The sequence below is a fragment of the Vibrio sp. GJ43-1 genome (genome assembly GCF_055808835.1).
In genome coordinates, this window is the sequence record NZ_CM147884.1 from 91,570 (window position 1) to 110,727 (window position 19,158).

The 19,158-nt window shown below is 45.5% G+C and carries 14 protein-coding genes and 8 pseudogenes; 4 read left to right on the forward strand and 18 right to left on the reverse strand.

Features of this window, described 5'->3' with window-relative positions:
• Window positions 1–116 precede the first annotated feature (116 nt).
• The 13 genes and pseudogenes from AC0L66_RS00460 to yiaK form a co-directional block, all read right to left on the reverse strand.
• Complete coding sequence (locus AC0L66_RS00460) at window positions 117–1,256, reverse strand: MFS transporter (protein WP_473568054.1); 1,140 nt, start codon at window positions 1,254–1,256, stop codon at window positions 117–119.
• 181 nt (window positions 1,257–1,437) lie between these two features.
• Window positions 1,438–1,761 carry a hypothetical protein gene (locus AC0L66_RS00465; protein WP_265675162.1) on the reverse strand — a complete coding sequence of 108 codons (324 nt, stop codon included), beginning with the start codon at window positions 1,759–1,761 and terminating at the stop codon, window positions 1,438–1,440.
• Window positions 1,762–1,797: 36 nt separating this feature from the next.
• Window positions 1,798–2,668 (reverse strand): annotated as a pseudogene (locus tag AC0L66_RS00470) (L-ribulose-5-phosphate 3-epimerase).
• Between the two features lie 96 nt (window positions 2,669–2,764).
• A pseudogene (locus AC0L66_RS00475) lies at window positions 2,765–3,439 on the reverse strand (IclR family transcriptional regulator); the annotation flags it as partial.
• A 7-nt stretch (window positions 3,440–3,446) separates the two neighbouring features.
• Window positions 3,447–4,091, reverse strand: a complete 645-nt coding sequence (locus AC0L66_RS00480; protein WP_265675159.1) for a 3-keto-L-gulonate-6-phosphate decarboxylase UlaD — start codon at window positions 4,089–4,091, stop codon at window positions 3,447–3,449.
• Window positions 4,084–5,578 (reverse strand): annotated as a pseudogene (locus AC0L66_RS00485) (FGGY-family carbohydrate kinase). The gene AC0L66_RS00480 and the pseudogene AC0L66_RS00485 overlap by 8 nt, the downstream one beginning before the upstream one ends.
• Complete coding sequence (locus AC0L66_RS00490; RefSeq protein ID WP_473568055.1) at window positions 5,578–6,066, reverse strand: NanQ anomerase/TabA/YiaL family protein; 489 nt, start codon at window positions 6,064–6,066, stop codon at window positions 5,578–5,580. Before AC0L66_RS00490 ends, AC0L66_RS00485 begins: the two are co-directional and overlap by 1 nt.
• A 12-nt stretch (window positions 6,067–6,078) precedes the next feature.
• Window positions 6,079–6,891, reverse strand: coding sequence for a Cof-type HAD-IIB family hydrolase (locus AC0L66_RS00495; RefSeq protein WP_473568056.1), 813 nt, complete (start codon window positions 6,889–6,891; stop codon window positions 6,079–6,081).
• A gap of 11 nt (window positions 6,892–6,902) precedes the next feature.
• Complete coding sequence (locus AC0L66_RS00500) at window positions 6,903–7,595, reverse strand: L-ribulose-5-phosphate 4-epimerase (RefSeq protein ID WP_473568057.1); 693 nt, start codon at window positions 7,593–7,595, stop codon at window positions 6,903–6,905.
• 134 nt (window positions 7,596–7,729) lie between these two features.
• Window positions 7,730–8,704 carry a TRAP transporter substrate-binding protein gene (locus tag AC0L66_RS00505; RefSeq protein ID WP_250618847.1) on the reverse strand — a complete coding sequence of 325 codons (975 nt, stop codon included), beginning with the start codon at window positions 8,702–8,704 and terminating at the stop codon, window positions 7,730–7,732.
• Window positions 8,705–8,725: 21 nt separating this feature from the next.
• Window positions 8,726–10,010, reverse strand: a pseudogene (locus AC0L66_RS00510) (TRAP transporter large permease subunit).
• Window positions 10,010–10,495: a TRAP transporter small permease gene (locus tag AC0L66_RS00515; protein ID WP_265675153.1), complete on the reverse strand. Its 486-nt coding sequence runs from the start codon at window positions 10,493–10,495 to the stop codon at window positions 10,010–10,012. Before AC0L66_RS00515 ends, AC0L66_RS00510 begins: the two are co-directional and overlap by 1 nt.
• 25 nt (window positions 10,496–10,520) lie before the next feature.
• Window positions 10,521–11,522 (reverse strand): 3-dehydro-L-gulonate 2-dehydrogenase, encoded by a 1,002-nt coding sequence (gene yiaK / locus AC0L66_RS00520; RefSeq protein WP_265675152.1) that lies wholly within the window; start codon window positions 11,520–11,522, stop codon window positions 10,521–10,523.
• 487 nt (window positions 11,523–12,009) lie between these two features.
• On the opposite strand from yiaK, the pseudogene pdxY reads away from it, so the two are divergent.
• A pseudogene (pdxY, locus tag AC0L66_RS00525) lies at window positions 12,010–12,866 on the forward strand (pyridoxal kinase PdxY).
• A gap of 66 nt (window positions 12,867–12,932) precedes the next feature.
• On the opposite strand, the gene AC0L66_RS00530 reads toward pdxY, so the two are convergent.
• The 3 genes and pseudogenes from AC0L66_RS00530 to ftnA all read right to left on the reverse strand — a co-directional run bounded on the left by AC0L66_RS00530 (window position 12,933) and on the right by ftnA (window position 15,248).
• The gene (locus AC0L66_RS00530; RefSeq protein ID WP_265675150.1) at window positions 12,933–14,135 is read right to left on the reverse strand and encodes a BaiN/RdsA family NAD(P)/FAD-dependent oxidoreductase; all 1,203 of its coding nucleotides are present in this window, start codon (window positions 14,133–14,135) and stop codon (window positions 12,933–12,935) included.
• A gap of 223 nt (window positions 14,136–14,358) precedes the next feature.
• Entirely contained in the window at window positions 14,359–14,652 is a 294-nt protein-coding gene (uspB, locus tag AC0L66_RS00535; RefSeq protein WP_473568059.1) for a universal stress protein UspB, read from the reverse strand.
• Between the two features lie 69 nt (window positions 14,653–14,721).
• Window positions 14,722–15,248, reverse strand: a pseudogene (ftnA, locus tag AC0L66_RS00540) (non-heme ferritin).
• Between the two features lie 278 nt (window positions 15,249–15,526).
• Between ftnA and AC0L66_RS00545 the strand changes: the two are divergent.
• Window positions 15,527–15,952, forward strand: a complete 426-nt coding sequence (locus AC0L66_RS00545; RefSeq protein ID WP_250618855.1) for a universal stress protein — start codon at window positions 15,527–15,529, stop codon at window positions 15,950–15,952.
• Between the two features lie 112 nt (window positions 15,953–16,064).
• Window positions 16,065–16,961 carry a carboxylate/amino acid/amine transporter gene (locus AC0L66_RS00550; protein WP_473568061.1) on the forward strand — a complete coding sequence of 299 codons (897 nt, stop codon included), beginning with the start codon at window positions 16,065–16,067 and terminating at the stop codon, window positions 16,959–16,961.
• A gap of 93 nt (window positions 16,962–17,054) precedes the next feature.
• On the opposite strand, the gene AC0L66_RS00555 is transcribed toward AC0L66_RS00550, so the two are convergent.
• The gene (locus tag AC0L66_RS00555; RefSeq protein WP_265675147.1) at window positions 17,055–17,558 is read right to left on the reverse strand and encodes a hypothetical protein; all 504 of its coding nucleotides are present in this window, start codon (window positions 17,556–17,558) and stop codon (window positions 17,055–17,057) included.
• A 181-nt stretch (window positions 17,559–17,739) separates the two neighbouring features.
• Window positions 17,740–18,520: pseudogene (locus tag AC0L66_RS00560) on the reverse strand (class I SAM-dependent methyltransferase).
• Window positions 18,521–18,677: 157 nt separating this feature from the next.
• Here AC0L66_RS00560 and asnC point away from each other — a divergent pair.
• Window positions 18,678–19,142: pseudogene (asnC, locus tag AC0L66_RS00565) on the forward strand (transcriptional regulator AsnC).
• Window positions 19,143–19,158 lie beyond the last annotated feature (16 nt).

The following is a 19,158-nucleotide window of genomic DNA, read 5'->3' on the forward strand; positions in this document are numbered from 1 at the left end:
GGTGTTACTACTCGCTTCAGCTTGGGTTTAATTTCACTCCCAATGCGCATTAAGTGTGATCAGTGGCGGCACTTGCCACTGACAGCTTATTCCTTCGAAACACGCGTCTTTGTTATTTAAGTTTTTGTCTGAGCGGTTACCTGGGTAGCGGTCTGAACAAACAGCCCTATCATTAATAAGTAACTGATTGCCGGCAGCCAATAACTCACTCTAAGTCCCACAAGATCCACCATCGTCGCTTGCGCAAGCGGTAATAGCGCCCCTCCAATGGAACACATAATTAATATCGCCGCCCCTTGCGAGCTGTATTGCTTTGCCGTGCTCAGCGCTCGTGCATAAATGATCGGGTACAGGGTTGAATTGCATAGCCCCACACAAATTAACACATAGCCAATAAACACATCCGTGATTAGTATTGCCAATAAACAGATCATAATCGATACACTGCACATGATGATGAACAGACGTAGGCTATTGATTCGAGAACCATACTTGGCAAACATTAAACGCCCTAAAAACATCAATGCCCAATAGCCTGCTATGATTTGCGTAGCTCGTACGAGTCCGAGATCACCATAGTTTTCATCGGCCAGATAGGTAATAGTAAACGTACCAAAACACACTTCGACCCCAATATATAGAAGCAGAACCAGAGCCAATTTCATAAAATCAGCCTGCTTAATAAGTGCCCCCAGCCCTTTCCAAAATCCGCGACGAACATTAGGTTGAATATCAGGTAAATCGATCGCTCGAAAATAAAGAATCAGAGTGAGAAAAAACAAACTAATGCACAGAAACAATATCGAAATCTGTTCCGCTGTTTTGAAGTACCCCATCCCACTCGCAGCAATTATCACTGCACTTAACGCAATCGGCCCAAGTACGGTGCCGATAGAGTTTGAAGCAGTCGCAATGCTTTGACGACGGATACTTTTTTCCGGTGAGGCCAACAATGACACATAAGGAGAACTCACCACTTGGATCGCGGAGATACCCGATGCCATGATGAAAATACCCACTAACGTCAGCAGTAATTCTTCAGACTGAACCAAATAGGCCATCACTAAACAGCCACCAAAACACCAAAATAAACAATATTGTAACGTCGCTTTATAGCCGATTTTTGCCATCACAAACGAGGTAGGAATCGATACCGCGATACGAGAGATGAAGAACGCCATCGGAAACAGCATCGCAGTCTTATAATCCAACGCGAATACCGCTTTGTAGTGTGGAATAAGAGAGTTACTGACCACCGTGATCAGTCCCCAAATGAAAAAATCAACGACAATAACACCAACGCTGAATCTCTTTTGGCTAAAGAAGACATTCTGCACCTCGAAAGGGATTGACCTAGTAAAATCACTAGATGGAGGCCAGCCATGAAGAAAAAAAGCAGAAGGAAACCTTCTGCTTTCTTATATGGCACCGTACTAACTAGTCACGCACAAAGTTAATGTGGTGAACTCGGATATTGTACTTATCGATGATCGCTTTTGTAGCATGCATGCTCTTAACTCGAGCTTCCGATGCCAACGCAGCATCCATTGTCTCTTGATCAGCGTAGCTATGCTGCATCATCAACAATAGCTGCTGAAGCCCTTCTGCCTCAATCGCCTCTGGCTTGTTGAGGATCACTCCTTGGTTATTTGGAAAGGTACGGATAATCGGCACCACTTCCTGTTCCATATACTGATAGAAGTCTTGCTTTTGCGCGTCGGATAAATCGGCTTCAAAAAAAGCGGTTCTTAAAATGGTCATGTGCTCACGTCCGTTTAGTCAAAAATTGGAGAGGGCTTACAACTCAAAACCCACATCATTTGCAAGGGTCTTCAACTTCGCTTTCGCCTGCTTGATATCTTCGAACCAGTTGTCATTTTGAGCCCACATTTCGATCACAAGTGGTGCGCTATACTCTATTTCCGCCAGCGTCTTAAAGATGGCAGGGAAATCCACTTGTCCTTCTCCAATCACAAGATCGCGGAATTGCCCTTTTGACGTTTCAGACACACGCAGCGTATCTTTTAAATGAACCTGCACAAGATGATCCCGACTCAGTCTAAGCTCAGTACACACATCGTAGTTCCAGCCCGTGATGTTCCCAACATCGGGATAAGCCATGAAGTAAGGCGATGGAATTTCGCGTTTCAGCACTTCAAATTTACTCAGCGAGTTTAGGTAGGGGGTATCCATAATTTCCACACCCAACATGATGCCAGCACGCTCAGCCATTTTTGTGGCTTGCTTCATCCCATCGATAAAACGAAGGTGTGTGTCTTGTGATTGCGGCTCATAGTACACATCGTAACCCGCCATCTGTATGCAACGAATACCCAGCTTATAAGCCAATGCGATCGCTTTTTCCATGATCACTAAGGATTCATTGCGAACGGCGTCATCCATGGAGCCAAAAGGAAACTTACGGTGCGCACTCAAACACATGGATTGCAATGGCAAACCGTGTTTTTCACACAGATGACGCAGCGCATAAATCTCTTCGTCGGACCAATCGAGACGCGCTCGTCGCTCATCCGTTTCATCCACCGAGATTTCGACGAAATCAAACCCTGCCTCTTTGGCGTGTAACAGACGCTCCTCCCACGTCAGTGACGCTAAGCATCGCTTTTTCATAAATACCTAATCTGAATTTGTTTTTTGAATCAAACATCTTTGTTCCTTTCGTAAAGTTGTTGTTCAATGCGGCTCTAGTGATGGTTTGTACTTTCTTCGCTAGCGCTTCATAGCCAAGCGCCTTCATCTTCGGTGTCAGCGAAGACACACTCACCGCATAGACTGGAGACTTATTCTTGTCAAAAATAGGTACAGCAACGCATGAAATACCTGCCTCATTTTCTTCATCATCTAAGGCATAACCGCGCGCTTTAATATCATCGAGGACATCAAAGAATAACCCTCGATCTAATATTGTGTTTTCTGTCAGCGGCTTCATGGTGCTGGCATTACGCTGCCAATAGGCTTCTCGTACTGCATCAGAGCTAAATGCCAAATAACACTTACCCGCGGCGGAGCAATACATTGGTGAATGCAACCCCACATACGTTCGCGTTCGGAATGACGCATCCGCTGGCTCAAACTTATCTTTGAAAATGATGTTATCTGCATCAAAAGACAGGAAGTTAACCGTTTCATTGACCTCCGTCAGTAGCTCAGCAAGGTAAGGTTTCACGACCCCTGTGACATCCGAGTTAATCGCCGCATGACCGAGATGAACGAGCTTCATCGTCAAGCGATACTCTTTACCAGAACACATTTGAGCAACATAGCCAGAGGCTTCAAAGGTCGCTAAAATTCGATGGATAGATGATTTATTAAATCCCGTCCCTTCAGATATTTTTTGCAATGAAACCCCATTTGGGTACTCACCCAAGAATTCCAGTACGGTCAAAGCTTTCGACAACGATTTAATTTGTTCACTCATATGTGTTCTACCAGTGCTTGCCTATTTCGGAATGAAAAGTCTCTGCAATCTCACAACCATTTTCTCCGGCTAATGCTCTACCTGCGATAAATGCTTTAGCGGAAAGGTGTTTAAACAAATGCAGATCCTCTGGAACAATACCACCAGTTATCGATAGTTCAATTCCAAGCTCTGATAATTTATGCATTTTTTCTAAATCTGCTTCGGTCCAACTGACCCCAGCCAACTCGGCATCACGCGAACGGTGGTAAATGGCTTGGGTAATACCCATGTCGACCCACGCTTTGGCATCTTCCAATGTCCAGTGACCATACAGCTCAATTTGCACTTCACCATTGAATTCGTCCGTCACTTTTTTGGCTGCGCGGATCGTTTCAATATGTGCTGCAGCGCTAACCGTCACCCAGTTCGCCCCCGCTTCCATGGCCAGTCGAGACAAAATCGCACTGGCATCGGTAATTTTCATGTCACAAACAATAATATGATCAGGGTATTTTTTTCTGAGAATACTGACGCTCTCAACACCATGGGCAAAGGCCAAAATGGTGCCGACTTCGATAATATCCAGTTGATTAGCAACGTGCTCTACAGAGGCTAACGCAGTATCAATATCCGTGGCGTCTAGCGCCATTTGTAATAAAGGTTTAGACATCGAACTCATCCTCAAATTGTTTAAATAGTTGTACTAAACGCTGATACTTTTGGTACTTACGTTGGTAGCGTTCAACATTGTCTTTATTCGGTGAAATTCGTGATGACGCAACGCCGAGTGATTGGCAACAAGCTTCTAGCGAAGCAAATTCTCCAGAGCCGACCATCGCCACCATCGCTGCTCCCAACGATCCCGTTTCATCCACATCGGAGACTTCTACCGTCATCCCAGTTAAGTCAGCTAGCATCTGCATCCATATTGGGCTTGATGCTGGACCGCCCGTCACTTTGAGTACGCTGGCATTCGGGAATCGAACACGCATGCGCTGTAAATGAAGGTTATGGCAAAATAAGATGCCCTCCCAAATGGCTTGAATCAGATGACCTTTGGTATGATGCGACTGAAGACCATAAAATCCAGACTTCAAACCTAAACCTTGGTTTGAGCCATATAAGAAAGGCACAAAGAAAACACTGCTGCTTGCTGACTCGAGCTCTGCCACCAAGCTTTGATTCACTGCATGGTCCAATTCACCATTTTCACCAAGGTAATCAGCAAACCACTCATAGTTACCTGCGGAAGTGGGACTCGCTTCATGGACAATGTACTCACCGTCCACGGCGTAATGCCCATAAACAAAGTTATGGTCCTGTTGCGTGACCTGTTTTGTGATTCCTGAAGTGACAGACCACGTGCCCATGACGTAGTTGAGCGTGTCTTCGTTTGAATTAATGCCAGAGCAAATCGCCGTTGAAACCACATCAAACAGCCCACCAAAGACGGGAGTACATAGCCGCTAAACCCGTTTCGCTCGCCACATCTTGAGTAATCTTTCCAGCAGGCTGATCGGAACCAACAATGGTTGGTAACGCATCCCAGACTTCTTCAATACCAAACGTTTCCAGTAAGGCTTTGTCGTACTCGCCAGTTATCGCGTTAAAAAAATTACTTTCCGACATGTTGGTAATTTCCGCGCCCACTTCTCCCGTCAGGCGATAGCGCAAATAATCATGCGCCATCATGATGGCGCCGATGTTGGCGTAACGCTTAGCGTCATTCTCTTTTATCCAGCGGATAATCGATACGGGATGCCCTGTCCACAACGTCTGTAAGGTGGTGGGATAAATGGCTTGTGCTTTGCCCTGAGCGAGCCATTCTTTTACGATAGGCAATGAGCGAGAGTCGGAAGACATAATCCCGTAACCAAGGTTTTCGCCTTGCTTATCCAGTAGGTAAACCCCTTTACCTTGTGCTGAAATGCTGACGCCTTTGATTGTGGTCGCGTCGATTCCTGTTGTTTCAATAAGCTGCTTAATGACCGTTACGGCATTGCCCCAAAGAGCATCGAGATCCCGCTCTACCCAACCTTGTTTGTCATTAATCACACTGGCAGAGACACGAGCCAAACCATGCTGAACCCCTTTTGCATCAAAGAGGGCGGCTTTCATAAACGTGCCGCCAGAATCAATTCCGATGTAGTAGTTCATTACTTCGCTTCCAACAAATCATTGTGAATTTTGACGACGAGTTTACGCACCACACCACCAGTACCATTTTCAATATTGGTTACATGAACCACATTTGGCGTGAAGAGATAAAACTGGTGCGGGCTGGCCTCAATGAAATTCAATTGAATGCCATCAAACTGGTAAAATTGCAGATCACGAACCTCGTTATAAGCGTCTGCATTTTTGTGCTGCCCTGAATCCAAAGACCACGCCATAGTTTCTGAACCACGTAATACTATCTGCAAATCAGAGTGGTACTTGTGGACCTCTGGCTGAAAGTTTTCAAGCGGCTCTTTTTCATATTCCAGAACAACAAACCACGCTTGCTTACTGTCAAAATTAGGAATGTCATGGCGACCTAGATCTAAGGCATCAAGGTCAATGCGGTTTAAATACCCAAGGATGTTTTGTACAGCCTGCGGGTACGTGGTTGTGATGATTTGCTTTTGGGTAGTTCCAACTAACATAAAACTTCTCTATTAGAATAGCCGCTGTAAAAGTGTGGCAAGACCCGACTCGTGGTCGTTGCTATGGTCTGTCACCAGATTCGCGGCATTTTTGACAGTCTGATCGGCATTGTTCATGGCGATCCCCAAGCCCGCTAGCGTCAACATCGAAATATCATTGTGGTTATCCCCCACCGCCACGCACTCCTCCAAGGTAATGCCCAGCGTTTGAATATAGTGAGTCAATGCGTTGCCTTTGCTGTTACCCGCGGCAGAAAAATCGACACGGTCAACCCAAGAACGTTCGCCATTAAAGTGCGTATCAATACATTCAAGCGCTGAAAATGCATCGATATCGCCACCTTCTACGACGAACTTCCATACATAATCGGTAGATTGAAGTTCTTTCCTAAAGTCATCGACACGTAAAATGCTGGGCTGACTGCCTTCAGGAAAGGATTGCGCCCAAGCAGACAATGCCTCCATATACGCGATAGGTCGCTTGTTTGAATACAGCATTGCATCTCGAACATACATCACCATTTTCAAGTCGTGCTGCTCTGAAAGCTGAATGAACTCGCTCGCCCGCGCTTTAGTGATGGCGTTTTCTTTGATAACGCGGTCATTGGCATAGTCAAAAATATAGGTGCCGTTACAACAAATAATTGGCGTGCTCAAGCCTAGCTGCTCGTAATAGGGTTTTGCAGCCACATGATGTCGTCCAGTCACGATCACAACATGCGTTTTCTTAGCTAGATGCTGAATGGCCTCAACCAGTGGCGCACTGATTGTGTGCTGTGAATTTAGCATCGTGCCATCAAGATCCAACGCCAATAATTTATGCATTGCAGACGTCCTTATTTCTGACCGTAGTATGAGTCTTTACCGTGTTTACGGTTATAGTGCTTATCTAAAAGCTCCGGCTGAATCGCCGCTTCGGGGCTAATAGAGCGCGTGGCCGTCGCCATCGCAGCAACCTCTTCCATTACGACCGCATTATGCACCGCGTCAGAGCCATCTTTACCCCATGTAAATGGAGCATGTCCGGCAATAATCGCACCAGGCATAGCTTGAGGGTCTATATGACGTTTAGTGAATTCTTCGATGATTACCAGGTAGGTATTCTTTTCGTAATCCGTGGTAATTTCGTCATGGGTAAGCTGACGAGTACACGGCACATCACCGTAGAAGTAATCCGCATGCGTGGTACCGAGTGCAGGAATGTCTTTGCCTGCTTGCGCCCAAATCGTTGCATTACGAGAGTGTGTATGGACAATACCGCCAATGTTTGGAAACGCTTTGTAGAGTTCTATATGTGTCGCAGTATCGCTTGAAGGGTTGAGATCGCCTTCAACACGGTTTCCTTCTAGATCAACGATAACAATGTCATTTTCGCTCATCACATCGTATTCCACCCCAGACGGCTTTATCGCGATGACGCCATTCTCTCTGTCAATTTCCGATACATTTCCCCAGGTAAATGTCACCAGACCATATTTAGGGAGTTGCAGGTTTGCCGCCAATACGCGCTGTTTTAATTCTTGATACATAATTGTCTACCGAAAGTGCAAATAGATGGGAAAGAAGAGCGTTGTTATGAATAGATTGCCTAACGGCTTGGCTAAGCAACCTATCCTTTCACCAGTGACGATTCATTGAACCGTCACTGTCATTTCTGTAGCAATTACTGAGCTGCGACTTCAATTTTCTTAATCATGTCGTCGCCGTTTTTCGCTACAAACGCCTTCCAAACTGGCTTAATCGCTGCTTGGAATGCTGCGCCATCCACATCACGGTTCACTTCCATACCGCCTGCCTGTAGGTCCGCAATCATCTTGTCTTCTTTGGCAATACTCAGCTCACGCTGCATCGCAACCGCTTCTGCTGCCACTTCCGTGATGATTTTCTGCTCTTCATCGCTCAGCTTATTGAACTTTTTAAGGTTCATCGTCAGAACAAGAGGAGAGTAAGCGTGTTGAGTCAAGCTTAGGTACTTTTGTACTTCGTTAAACTTGAACGAAAGAGTCACACTAATTGGGTGGTCTTGAGAATCAACAACCCCCGTTTCCAACGCGGTATAGAGCTCAGAGACTGGCAGTTGTTGTGGGTTCGCACCCAGTTCATTGAACATATCATTCAGTGCTTTAGAACCATTAACTCGCATCTGTAGACCTTTCACGTCACTTGGAACGCGAATTGGTTTTTCGTTGTTGGTCATATTGCGGTAGCCATTTTCTGGATAACCCAAACCTTTAAGACCGAACGCTTCGAGGCTAGTCAGCACCTCTTTTCCTGGTTCGCCATCTAATACTTTGTATGCGGTTTCACGATTAGGGAACATGAAAGGAAGAGTGAAAGCCGCAGACTCTGGTAATAGGCCGTTATAGTTATTCAAGCCCACCATTGCAAAATCAACAATGCCTGCACGAGAGCCATCGATCATCTGCTTATCACTGCCGAGCTGACCTTGCGGGTAAATATTGACTTTAATATCGCCGTTCGTACGCGCTTCCACTTCTTTCTTGAAGAACAGAGACAGATCTTGCTGCAGATCGGATTCTGGAGCCGCGTGAGCGAGTTTTAATGTGGTTGCCGACATAGCAGTTGAACTCATTGCGATTGCCGATGCTACCAGTGCTACTTTGAATAGGGATTTCATTATTATTTTCTCCATCGAGGGTTAACCAATGACAAACGACATTGGCACAGTGATAATGCTTGGGAATATGACAAACAATGCGAGTAGCACCATGTAGGCACCAATGAATGGGAGGACCCCTTTCACTGCTGTCGACATCGGTACCCGAGCTACACCACAAACTACGTTTAGAACAGTGCCTACAGGAGGCGTGATTAGGCCAATTGAACAGTTAATGACAAACAACAGACCGAAATACGTTGGATCAATACCCGCCATTTTGATAACCGGCATTAATAAAGGAACAAGGATGAGAATCGTTGGACTCAGGTCCATCACCATGCCAACACACAGCACCAATATCATGATGACTGCCATCAGTAGACGCGGACTGTCGACAAGCGGACCTAACATCTCAGCTAATTGCTGTGGCAATTGAGCCACCGTAATCAGCCAAGCAGCAACCATGGCGCAACCGACCAAGAACATCACCATCGCGGTCGAGCGACCGGCATTCACCACAATGTGGTAGAAACGTTTGATAGTCAGTTCACGATAAACGAACGTTGAAATAAAGATGGCGTACGTTGCGGCAACCACTGCAGCTTCTGTTGGTGTAAAAATACCAAAGCGGATACCGACAATGATGATGACAGGCAACATCAGCGCCCAAATACCATCTTTCAACGCCGCTCGTTTTTCTGCTTTTGTCGCTTTTTCTGCCGTTTCTAGGTTTTCTTTACGAACGGTCCAACGCCAAACAAACATCAGCGTCATGCCCATGAGTAAACCCGGTACGATACCGCCTAGGAACAAGTTTTTAATCGAGATACCAATCAGCAACACCTACCAGAATCAGCGGGATAGACGGTGGAATAACGGGGGCGATGATACCACCAGAGGCCAACAGCCCCATGGAAGGTGCTTCAGGGTATTTTGCCGCTTTCATCATTGGGTAGAGAATACTAACCAATGCCGCCGCATCAGCTACCGCCGAGCCAGACAGGCCTGCCAGTAACACCGACGTCATAATAGCAACGTAACCTAGACCACCTTGGCGATGCCCCACGTATGTCGTCGCAAGACGCACAATACGTTGTGACAGACCACCTGAAGCCATGACTTCACCTCAAGCAATTAGGAAAAACGGAATCGCCAGTAAGGTAAAACTATCAACACCATTGATTAACGACTGCGCAAGAATGTCTGCACTGAAAAAGTCCATGTGTACCATCAATGCCATTGATGAAAGCAACAAGGCAAAGGCCACTGGAAGCCCCAGTAAAATAGAGACCAGTAATACGGCTAAGAAAATGGCTAACGTCATTATTCTTTCTCCTCATCTACATCCAGTTGCCATTCTGGTTTAAAAATTCGCACTAAAGCGATAACGCCCATCAGAGCACCAGAAACGACACCGGCTAAATAGAACAACGCGGAAGGAAGACCTGTCAGCTGCGAAATATCTGACCAGTTGGCCATCATTTGACGATAAGAGCCGATATAAAGCATGCCAACAGAAACAAGGATAATCGCCCAACAAATTCGTCTTAGTATCGGGACCGCTTTCGGCAGTAATTTTTCCGAAAATTCAGCCACCGCAAGGTGCTCACCTCGGCGCAGCACAACAGCAGCACCGAGCATGACTACCCATACAAGACCTAAGCGAGATAGTTCAACAGAAGGACGTAATCCAGAGGAGAAGCCGTAACGTAATACGACATTAGCAAAGACGAGAGCAACCATCGCAGTCAAAATGACTGCCATGATGACGTCGATACTATTCCAAATCCACTTCAATACACTTTGCATAAAGTTCTCCCGACCTTCGCTTATATTACAGCGCGGTAATTTGGTTCCAGATATCGTCATGGACTTCGATACCACCCGCTTGAGCGTGCTTATCGATAAAGTTTTGGATCTCTGAGCCAGCAATCATGACCGACCCTGTTTCTGCAGGTTCTGATGCAAGAACATAATCACGGATACGCTTCATTTCTTGAGCGTATTGGCCTTTGTCCATGGTTTTGCTTAAATCAATGGCAATGAGGAATTGAGAGACACCAAACTCGCCACCCATGTCTTCCGTCAGAGCAGGGACTGAGTTACCACCCGTAATCGCAGTTAGCATCATATCGAGTACGATCGCCATTGAAGAACCCTTCCAAAAGCCCATTGGCAACAGACGCTTGTTTTCCCAAAGCACATGTGGGTCTTTGGTTAGCTCACCGTTATCATCAAAGCCGCCCACAACAGGGAGCTCTTTGTCTGCTAATACAAAATTCTGTAGTTGTCCGTACGAGAACTGTGTCATTGAGCAGTCAACCAATACCGGTGGATCACCAGCAATGGCCATAATGAGCGGGTTTGAACCCACACGGTGATCCTTACCACCCCACGCAGGCATAACTGCAATAGAGTTTGTTGACGCAATACCCGCAAAACCTTCACGAGCCATTTTCAGAACATACGCACCACCACGCATCCAGTGGTTAGAGTTGCGCATGCCGACCATGCCAATACCGTACTCACGCGCCAGTTCCATCGCTCGTTCTGAACAAATCAAACCATTTAATACACCTGGACCGAAATTACAGTCCCATTGCTCTAAAGCGCCCATACTATTGACACATTCAGGTAACTCATTGAGCTTAATTTGGCCTTTGTCGACTTGCTCGATAAACACAGGAAAACGGTTAATACCGTGAGAGTAAGTGCCTTCATTGGCCATTTCGACAAAACCTGCAGCGAGTTTTGTTGCCATTTCAGGCTGCATATCACGAGCTAATAAAATTCTTTCATATTCGCTTTGAAGCTGTTCAATTTTGATTAAAGGCATTGTCTTCTCTCTAGTGAATTCCATAATACGGAATTAAGTGTTGATCAAATTCCATTTTATAACACTATGAAAAGGCTTTTTTATGAAGCTGACCATAATTTTCTTTTAAGACACTGTTTTTATTGATATTAATATTTCAGCAACAAAATGTGACCAATATGGCAAATATTCAATCACAACCAACACTAATGATAGAATTACAAATAGCCGTCACAGAAATGGATATCTGACTATGCTTGACCCCAAGTCAAAATAAGCAAGTGTGCGCATAGTCACTTGACGCATAACGGGCGCGTCTGAAAGGTCGTCATTCACAAATAAATAAGAACAAGCGATGGGTTAAGAAAGCAGCACCCCACGTTTTAATCATGTTTAAGCGAAGAAACTATGCAGATAGTATGGATATTGCGACACCTACCGCTTGTTTGAATACACTTTCACACCCATATTAGTCAGGGTACTTACTATTCAATCATCAGGAGCCACCATGAAGGGCGTTATCTCCATTCAATCCCATGTTGTCTATGGTCACGCTGGCAATAGCTCAGCCACTTTTCCCTTACAACGAATGGGGTTTGAAGTCTGGCCTATTCATACCGTTCAGTTCTCCAACCATACCCAATATCAACAAGGTTGGACTGGGCAAGCCTTTTCCGCGCAAGACATCAACGCTTTGATCACTAGGCATCGACAATATTGGTCAACTGGCTAATTGCCAGGCGGTTTTATCGGGCTACCAAGGCAGTGCTGAGCAATGTCTTGCTGTTATTGAGGCGGTGAACAAGGTCAAAGCACAAAGCCCAGACGCGATCTATGTTTGCGATCCCGTGATGGGCTCTCCAGAGAAAGGGTGCATCGTGCCCGCGGGTACAACGGAACACTTAGTCAAACGCGTCATGCCAATGGCCGATGTGATCGTGCCCAATCAATTTGAACTAGGGCAATTCGCTGACATGGCGATTAATAACCTCGAAGATGCGGTCACTGCGTGCCATAAAGCCTTAGCGAAGGGACCAAAGATGGTACTGGTTAAGCACCTGCATAGTGTGTCGAATGAAAAGTTCACCATGATGCTAGCGACGAAACAAGGCTGCTATATTGCCCAGCGCCCGCATCTAGATTTTGATAAACAGTGCGGTCGGAGTTGGCGATCTCATCTCTGCATTGTTCACTGCGGGTCTGTTAAAAGGTTGGTCGCCAGAGCAGGCGTTTGAACATGCCAATAACGCCAGTTATGGCGTGCTAAAAGAGACACAAAATCGTGGGGAATGGGAGCTACAAACCATTGCTGCGCAGCAAGAGTTTATTGCGCCAAGCGAGGTCTTTCCGATACAAAAAGTGTAGATTCAACATCACTAGGACACGGCTCTATTAGAGCCGTGTCACTCGATAATAAGAGGGGATAATGCGTTAAACGTGTTGCCCCGCAACAAACCCAGAGGACCAACACCACTGGAAATTATATCCGCCCAACCAGCCAGTCACATCCATCACTTCGCCAATAAAGTACAAACCCGGGACGGATTTACATGCCATGGTTTTTGAAGATAGATGATCGGTATTCACGCCCCCTAAGGTCACTTCAGCGGTGCGGTAACCTTCAGTACCATTAGGTACAATCTTCCACTGCTCAAGCTGGCGTACAATATCGGCCATTTCTTTCGGGTTAAACTGCTTTAACGGCTTATCGGCAAACACTTTTCTTTCGATGAGAAGCTCAACCAACCGTTTAGGTAGCACTCGGGCTAAGGTGTTTTTTAGGCTTTGATTTGGATGATTTTCACGAGTAGATGACAGGAGCTCATCCACATCTGAATTTGGCACTAAGTTAACCGTAACTGGTTGCCCTGGCTTCCAAAATGAAGAAATTTGCAACACAGATGGCCCTGATAAACCACGATGGGTAAACAGCAATGCTTCTTTGAACATTGTCCCATCCACTGCGGTGATTTCGGCCGGAATAGCAATCCCGGACAATTCAGCAAAGTCCTCTTTATCTTCTTTGTGTAGCGTAAACGGCACGAGACCCGCTGACGTTGAGATAACCTCTAACCCAAACTGCTCTGCCACTTTATAACCAAACGGGGTCGCGCCTAACTTTGGCATAGATAAGCCACCCGTGGCGATCACTAGCGAGTCACACTCGATGACGGCATTACCCGCATTAGCACTGTCGGCGTGAAATGAGAATCCACTGTCTGTTTTGGTGATGGAATGTACATCCGTTTGATACTGGAAGCGAACGGTCGGCAGATCGCATTCATCCAATAACATTTTGACGATTTCTTTTGCCGAATCTAAGCAGAAAAGCTGACCGTGATCGCGCTCTTCAAACTCAATCCCATGCTTACAAATCATCGAGATGAAGTCCCAATGAGTATATTGCGATAACGCCGATTTTACGAAATGACGATTCTGGCATAGGTAGTTATTTGGCGTCACATCGTAATTGGTGAAGTTGCATTTACCGCCACCAGAAATGAGAATTTTTCGACCTGGCTTCTTGGCATGATCAACAACCAGCACACGACGTCCGCGCTTGCCAGCTTCCGCTGCACACATTAACCCGGCAGCTCCAGCACCAATCACCACCACATCAAATTTATTGCTCATAGCTTTACTCTACCGACACACAAAATGGAATCAACAAAAAAGGATGTGCCAAAGCACATCCTTATCTCTTATTGCTCGCCATTGTAGCGAGTCTTTTTGGTATTGCAATCTTTCGCGCCCAAGCAATCCGGTTACGATTAGCCAAGGGTTGCTCAGTTACGTGGTGTTCAAACCAACGTCATCCCCAACTCTACAGCAAAAACGCCGCAAATAATGACACACTCTAAGCCAATGCACACGACAAGACAAACAGCTCTCTCACTCGATTACACTTGGAAATAAACACTTCATCATGGTGATGATAATACTCCTTAGTCTTGAGATAGGAATACAATCGAACCTGTTTGGTCATATTACCGTGTGTGGTAAAAAATCCACCGCCATCCACTTGCTGATATAGCAGAGGGTGCGCTTCACGCATGATATAAATAAGTGAGCGTAGTGCAGTCAGATATCTTGCCATATTGACTGACGTAATGAGCATCAATGCTAGTAGAATAGTGTCGCCACTGATCATCTTTTCCTCCCTACCTCTTCCAAGATACCCAAGAGAAAAAGACGATCTCAACGGCTTTTTTCGCTGATGTTACACAGCGGGGGTATCCATAATGGAAGAAGAACCTTCTTTTGCTAACATCGCTAAATCTTTGTCGATAAAGAACAGAGCCTGTCCGTTTTCACCAACGAGTTCTAGCTTATCTAAGATCCCTTTAAACAATTTTTCTTCTTCGTGCTGTTCAGCAACGTACCACTGAAGAAAATTAAACGTCGAGTAGTCTTGGGCTGAGAAAGCGACATGAGCGAGCTTGTTGATTTGCTCGGTAATCATTTGCTCATGCTCATACGTTTCACGGAAGACATCACCTAAACTAGTAAAATCATGTTTAGGGGCAGCAATCGCGCCAAGAATAGGCAGTGCACCAGTCTCACTTACGTAAGTAAAAAGACGCTGCATATGCTCCATCTCTTCTACAGCATGCTTACGTAAAAACTCTGCTGCGCCTTCAAATCCTTTGTCTTCACACCAAGCACTCATTTGTAAGTATAGGTTGGATGAGAAAATTCGAGGTTTATTTGCTCGTTTAGATGTTCAACCATTGCTTCTGAAAGCATGCTCTACTCCTAGTTTCATAGCTTCAATTAACGCTACTATAACATAACATTTTGCGGAGTATTGCTTCATCCATCCATTCTTACCACTGAGTAAGACACTGCACTCTTAATTTCAGTCTAGAAAACTTGAGCGATTTTGCGCACTATTTATTGTCTTGTTGTTGAGAAAATACTCTTGAGATTATTACGTCACGACAGTGAATTGAGATCATCTCAACACATTTTTTGCCAACACAATGCTATGTTATAACGAGAACTTACGTCAGAAGGAGTGCGTTATGGGCTATAAACATATCTTGGTCGCATTGGATCTCTCAGAAGAAAGTAAACTGCTTATCGATAAAGCGGTATGCCTAGCCAAGCCACTCAATGCTCAGGTATCTTTTATTCATATCGATGTGAACTATGCAGAGCTTTATACGGGTTTGATTGATCTTAATATGGCTGAAACCCAACATCAGGCAATGGAAGCATCCATGCGGCAGCTAAAAGATTTTGCCGACTATGCTAACTACCCTATCAAACATTCTTTAGTAGGAAGTGGCGACCTCAGCAACGAATTAACCGACACCATTGGAGAATTCAACGTTGACCTTGTCGTATGCGGTCATCATCAGGATTTTTGGAGCAAGATTTTATCGTCCACTCGACAGTTGATAAATACCACGCCTGTCGACCTTTTAGTGGTGCCGATTAAAGACTAACCGTCTTCATCCAACAAGGCTTCCAATAGGAAGCCTTTCTTATCCGCCCACTTTCCTTGTTTTAAGGTGATATAATCACCACCCCATTCAAAACAAGCACTTAATCACAGTTATGAGTTACCTTTATTCCATCACCCTTTTATGGGCCTTTTCCTTTAGTCTGATAGGCGTTTACCTAGTAGGTCAGGTCGATTCTTGGTTTTCGGTATTGATGCGAGTGGTCTTGGCCGCTGTGGTCTTTCTACCGTTCACTAAATTCAAGTCTGTGCCCAAAACGTTGATGGCAAAGCTAATGGCGATAGGTGGAATACAGCTAGGGTTAATGTATTGTTTTTATTATCAGTCGTTTTTACTGCTGTCCGTACCTGAGGTTTTGCTGTTCACGGTATTTACCCCTATCTATGTGACACTATTTTATGACCTACTCAAAGGTCGCTTTTCACCGTGGTACTTAGTGACCGCTGCGATCGCGGTTAGCGGTGCAGCTTTTATCAAATTCGCGGGCATCAATGATAACTTCTTAATGGGCTTTCTTGTGGTTCAGGGGGCAAACCTATGCTTTGCCATCGGACAAGTGAGTTACAAATACGTGATGGAAAGTGAAACCATTGAGCTACCTCAACATTCTGTATTTGGCTATTTCTATCTTGGGGCCACCGTGGTGGCAACCATCGCTTTTGCGATTTTTGGTAGCTTTGAAAAATTACCCACCACCATGACTCAGTGGGGCATTTTGGTTTACTTAGGCACGATTGCGTCTGGTTTAGGGTATTTTATCTGGAATAAGGGGGCGTGCTCGGTCAATGCGGGAGCACTGGCGGTGATGAATAACCTACTGGTTCCGGCTGGCTTGATCGTCAATATCGTGATTTGGAACCGAGACGTTGACATACCGAGATTGTTAATTGGTGGTGGGATAATTTTGCTGTCTTTGATCGTCAACGAGCGCTGGGTGAAACCTCGCGTAGAAGCGCAATACCGAAGCCAGTCCGGCATAACAAAGCAATAAGTCTGTACAGCAAAGCGCTCTCTACGATAAAGAACGCTGCCCAAGCAAGAGTGTCGCACAACAACTCATCGTCGTTTCACAACACGTATAATATTAATGCAGCTGCTCGGGCTGCATTTTTTCTAGCTGCTGACTAACCAGCATTTCTGCATGATGGTACTTTTGTTCAAGCTGACTTTGTTTACGCGCCAGTTTTTGGCTCTTCTTGATTATTTTCTGCAGCTTCTTCTGCATCTTGTCCTGTTTTTTTAGCGCTTTCTTCGCGCGTTTTAACGCTTTCTTATCACTACCTTCTGACTCCTGCATCATAACAACGTCTGACTCAGATACTACTGGCTCTGAGGCGATAGCTTGTTCTAAACTGATTTCTTCTTTTGTCATGCCCTCAAGCAATAAACCACAGGTAAGTTTCTCTTTTGCTGGTTTTACTTGGCAACTCATCGGTGGGATCGCGGCTGGCTTACATAACGTTGAGCTATCGGCAGATGAACGAGAGCAAGAGCGACAAAGAAATTTAGGCTCAGCAACGAGGCGATGAATATCCCCTAAATTTGCATTGATGTCATGACGATTTAACTTACAAAGACGCTTAGCCATACAACCCTCCAGCTAACCAAGATCCGCAAGAGCAACCAATAACGGCCACTCCCAATATCGGCTACTTAAAATAACGAATAATAATGATTCTTAGTTAGATATACAGCCTAATGAGACTGGTGACAAGTAACTTACGCAAGTTACATGGAGGGGTTTAGTAACAAAGTACGCCGAGTTAGGTTTAACTCATTGATGCATTAACATAAACATCAAACCGATTTTTTTTGGTTTCAATCGCCATTGTCGGTTTTTTCTCATCGAGCCAATTCGCGTAATCGGGACGCTTTACCACCACGCGCTTACTGGCTAATCGCAGGGCTTAGCTCCAATAGGCCATCGGCATCCATATCGGCACCAACCAAAGATTGAAAAACTCGCATTTCTTTTTTGACCAATGCGCTTTTTTTCTTGTTTTCTGGGTGAGGGTACATTGGATCCAAATACACTACATCGGGCTGTTGGAAATCCGGGTCATCGGCAAGACCCGTTAACGCATCTAAGCTTGAAGCATGAAGTAATGACATTCGCTCGGATACCCAAGCGCCTATCTCTGGATCTTGCTTAGCGCGTGCTAGCCCATCATCAAGCAGTGCAGCAACGACGGGGTGCCTTTCAACCATTTGCACCTTACAGCCAAGCGACGCTAATACAAACGCATCTCGCCCTAACCCTGCGGTGCCATCGAGTACCAAGGGCGTTGCGCCTTTATTCAGCCCAGCAGCTTTCGCAATGGCCTGCCCTTTTCCGCCACCAAACTTGCGACGGTGCGCCACCGCTCCGCTGGCCAGATCCACAAAAATAGCGCCCAACTTGGGCTCATCAAGTTTACGCAGTTCTAAGCGCTCTTCCGTCAGTACCAAAGCAAATTCACTGTCATCAGATGCGTCCAATCCCCAACGTTGTGCCAACTGGTCGAGTTCACTTTGGCGCGGGGAATATTCACAGATAAGTTGGATGTGCAAGGTTGGCTCCGAAAAGGTTTAAAGTAACGCAGCAAGTGTACATGAAGTCCATCCGTCTACCAATAAGCGTGATCCATACGCAGACGGCCTCAACATTTTAGTGCTAAGCTCTACAGCCTCTTTATTGTCAATGACGGCCTAAAATTAAGGATTCACTATGCACAGCGTCAATGGGTTAGATGATCTCGACAAGGCGATTCTAAAAACACTGATGGAAGACGCACGACGCCCTTATGCTGAAATGGCAAAAAGCTTTGATGTCAGCCCTGCCACTATTCATGTTCGCATTGAAAAAATGAAAGCAGCTCAGCATCATTGAAGGCACTGAGGTGGTGGTGAACACCAAAAAGCTAGGCTACGACGTCTGTTGTTTTATTGGTATTAATCTCTACGCGGCGCGTGATTACCACTCTGCATTGGAAAAGCTCGACGCACTCGATGAAGTCGTTGAGGCTTATTACACCACCGGACTGCTTACAACATCTTCGTCAAATTGATGTGCCGCTCGATTGAAGAATTACAGCACGTACTCATTAATAAACTTCAAGCGATCGATGAAGTGCAGTCTACAGAAACGCTGATCTCGTTACAAAACCCGATCAGCCGCAATGTCGACCCATAAAAAAGCCTCTCACGTG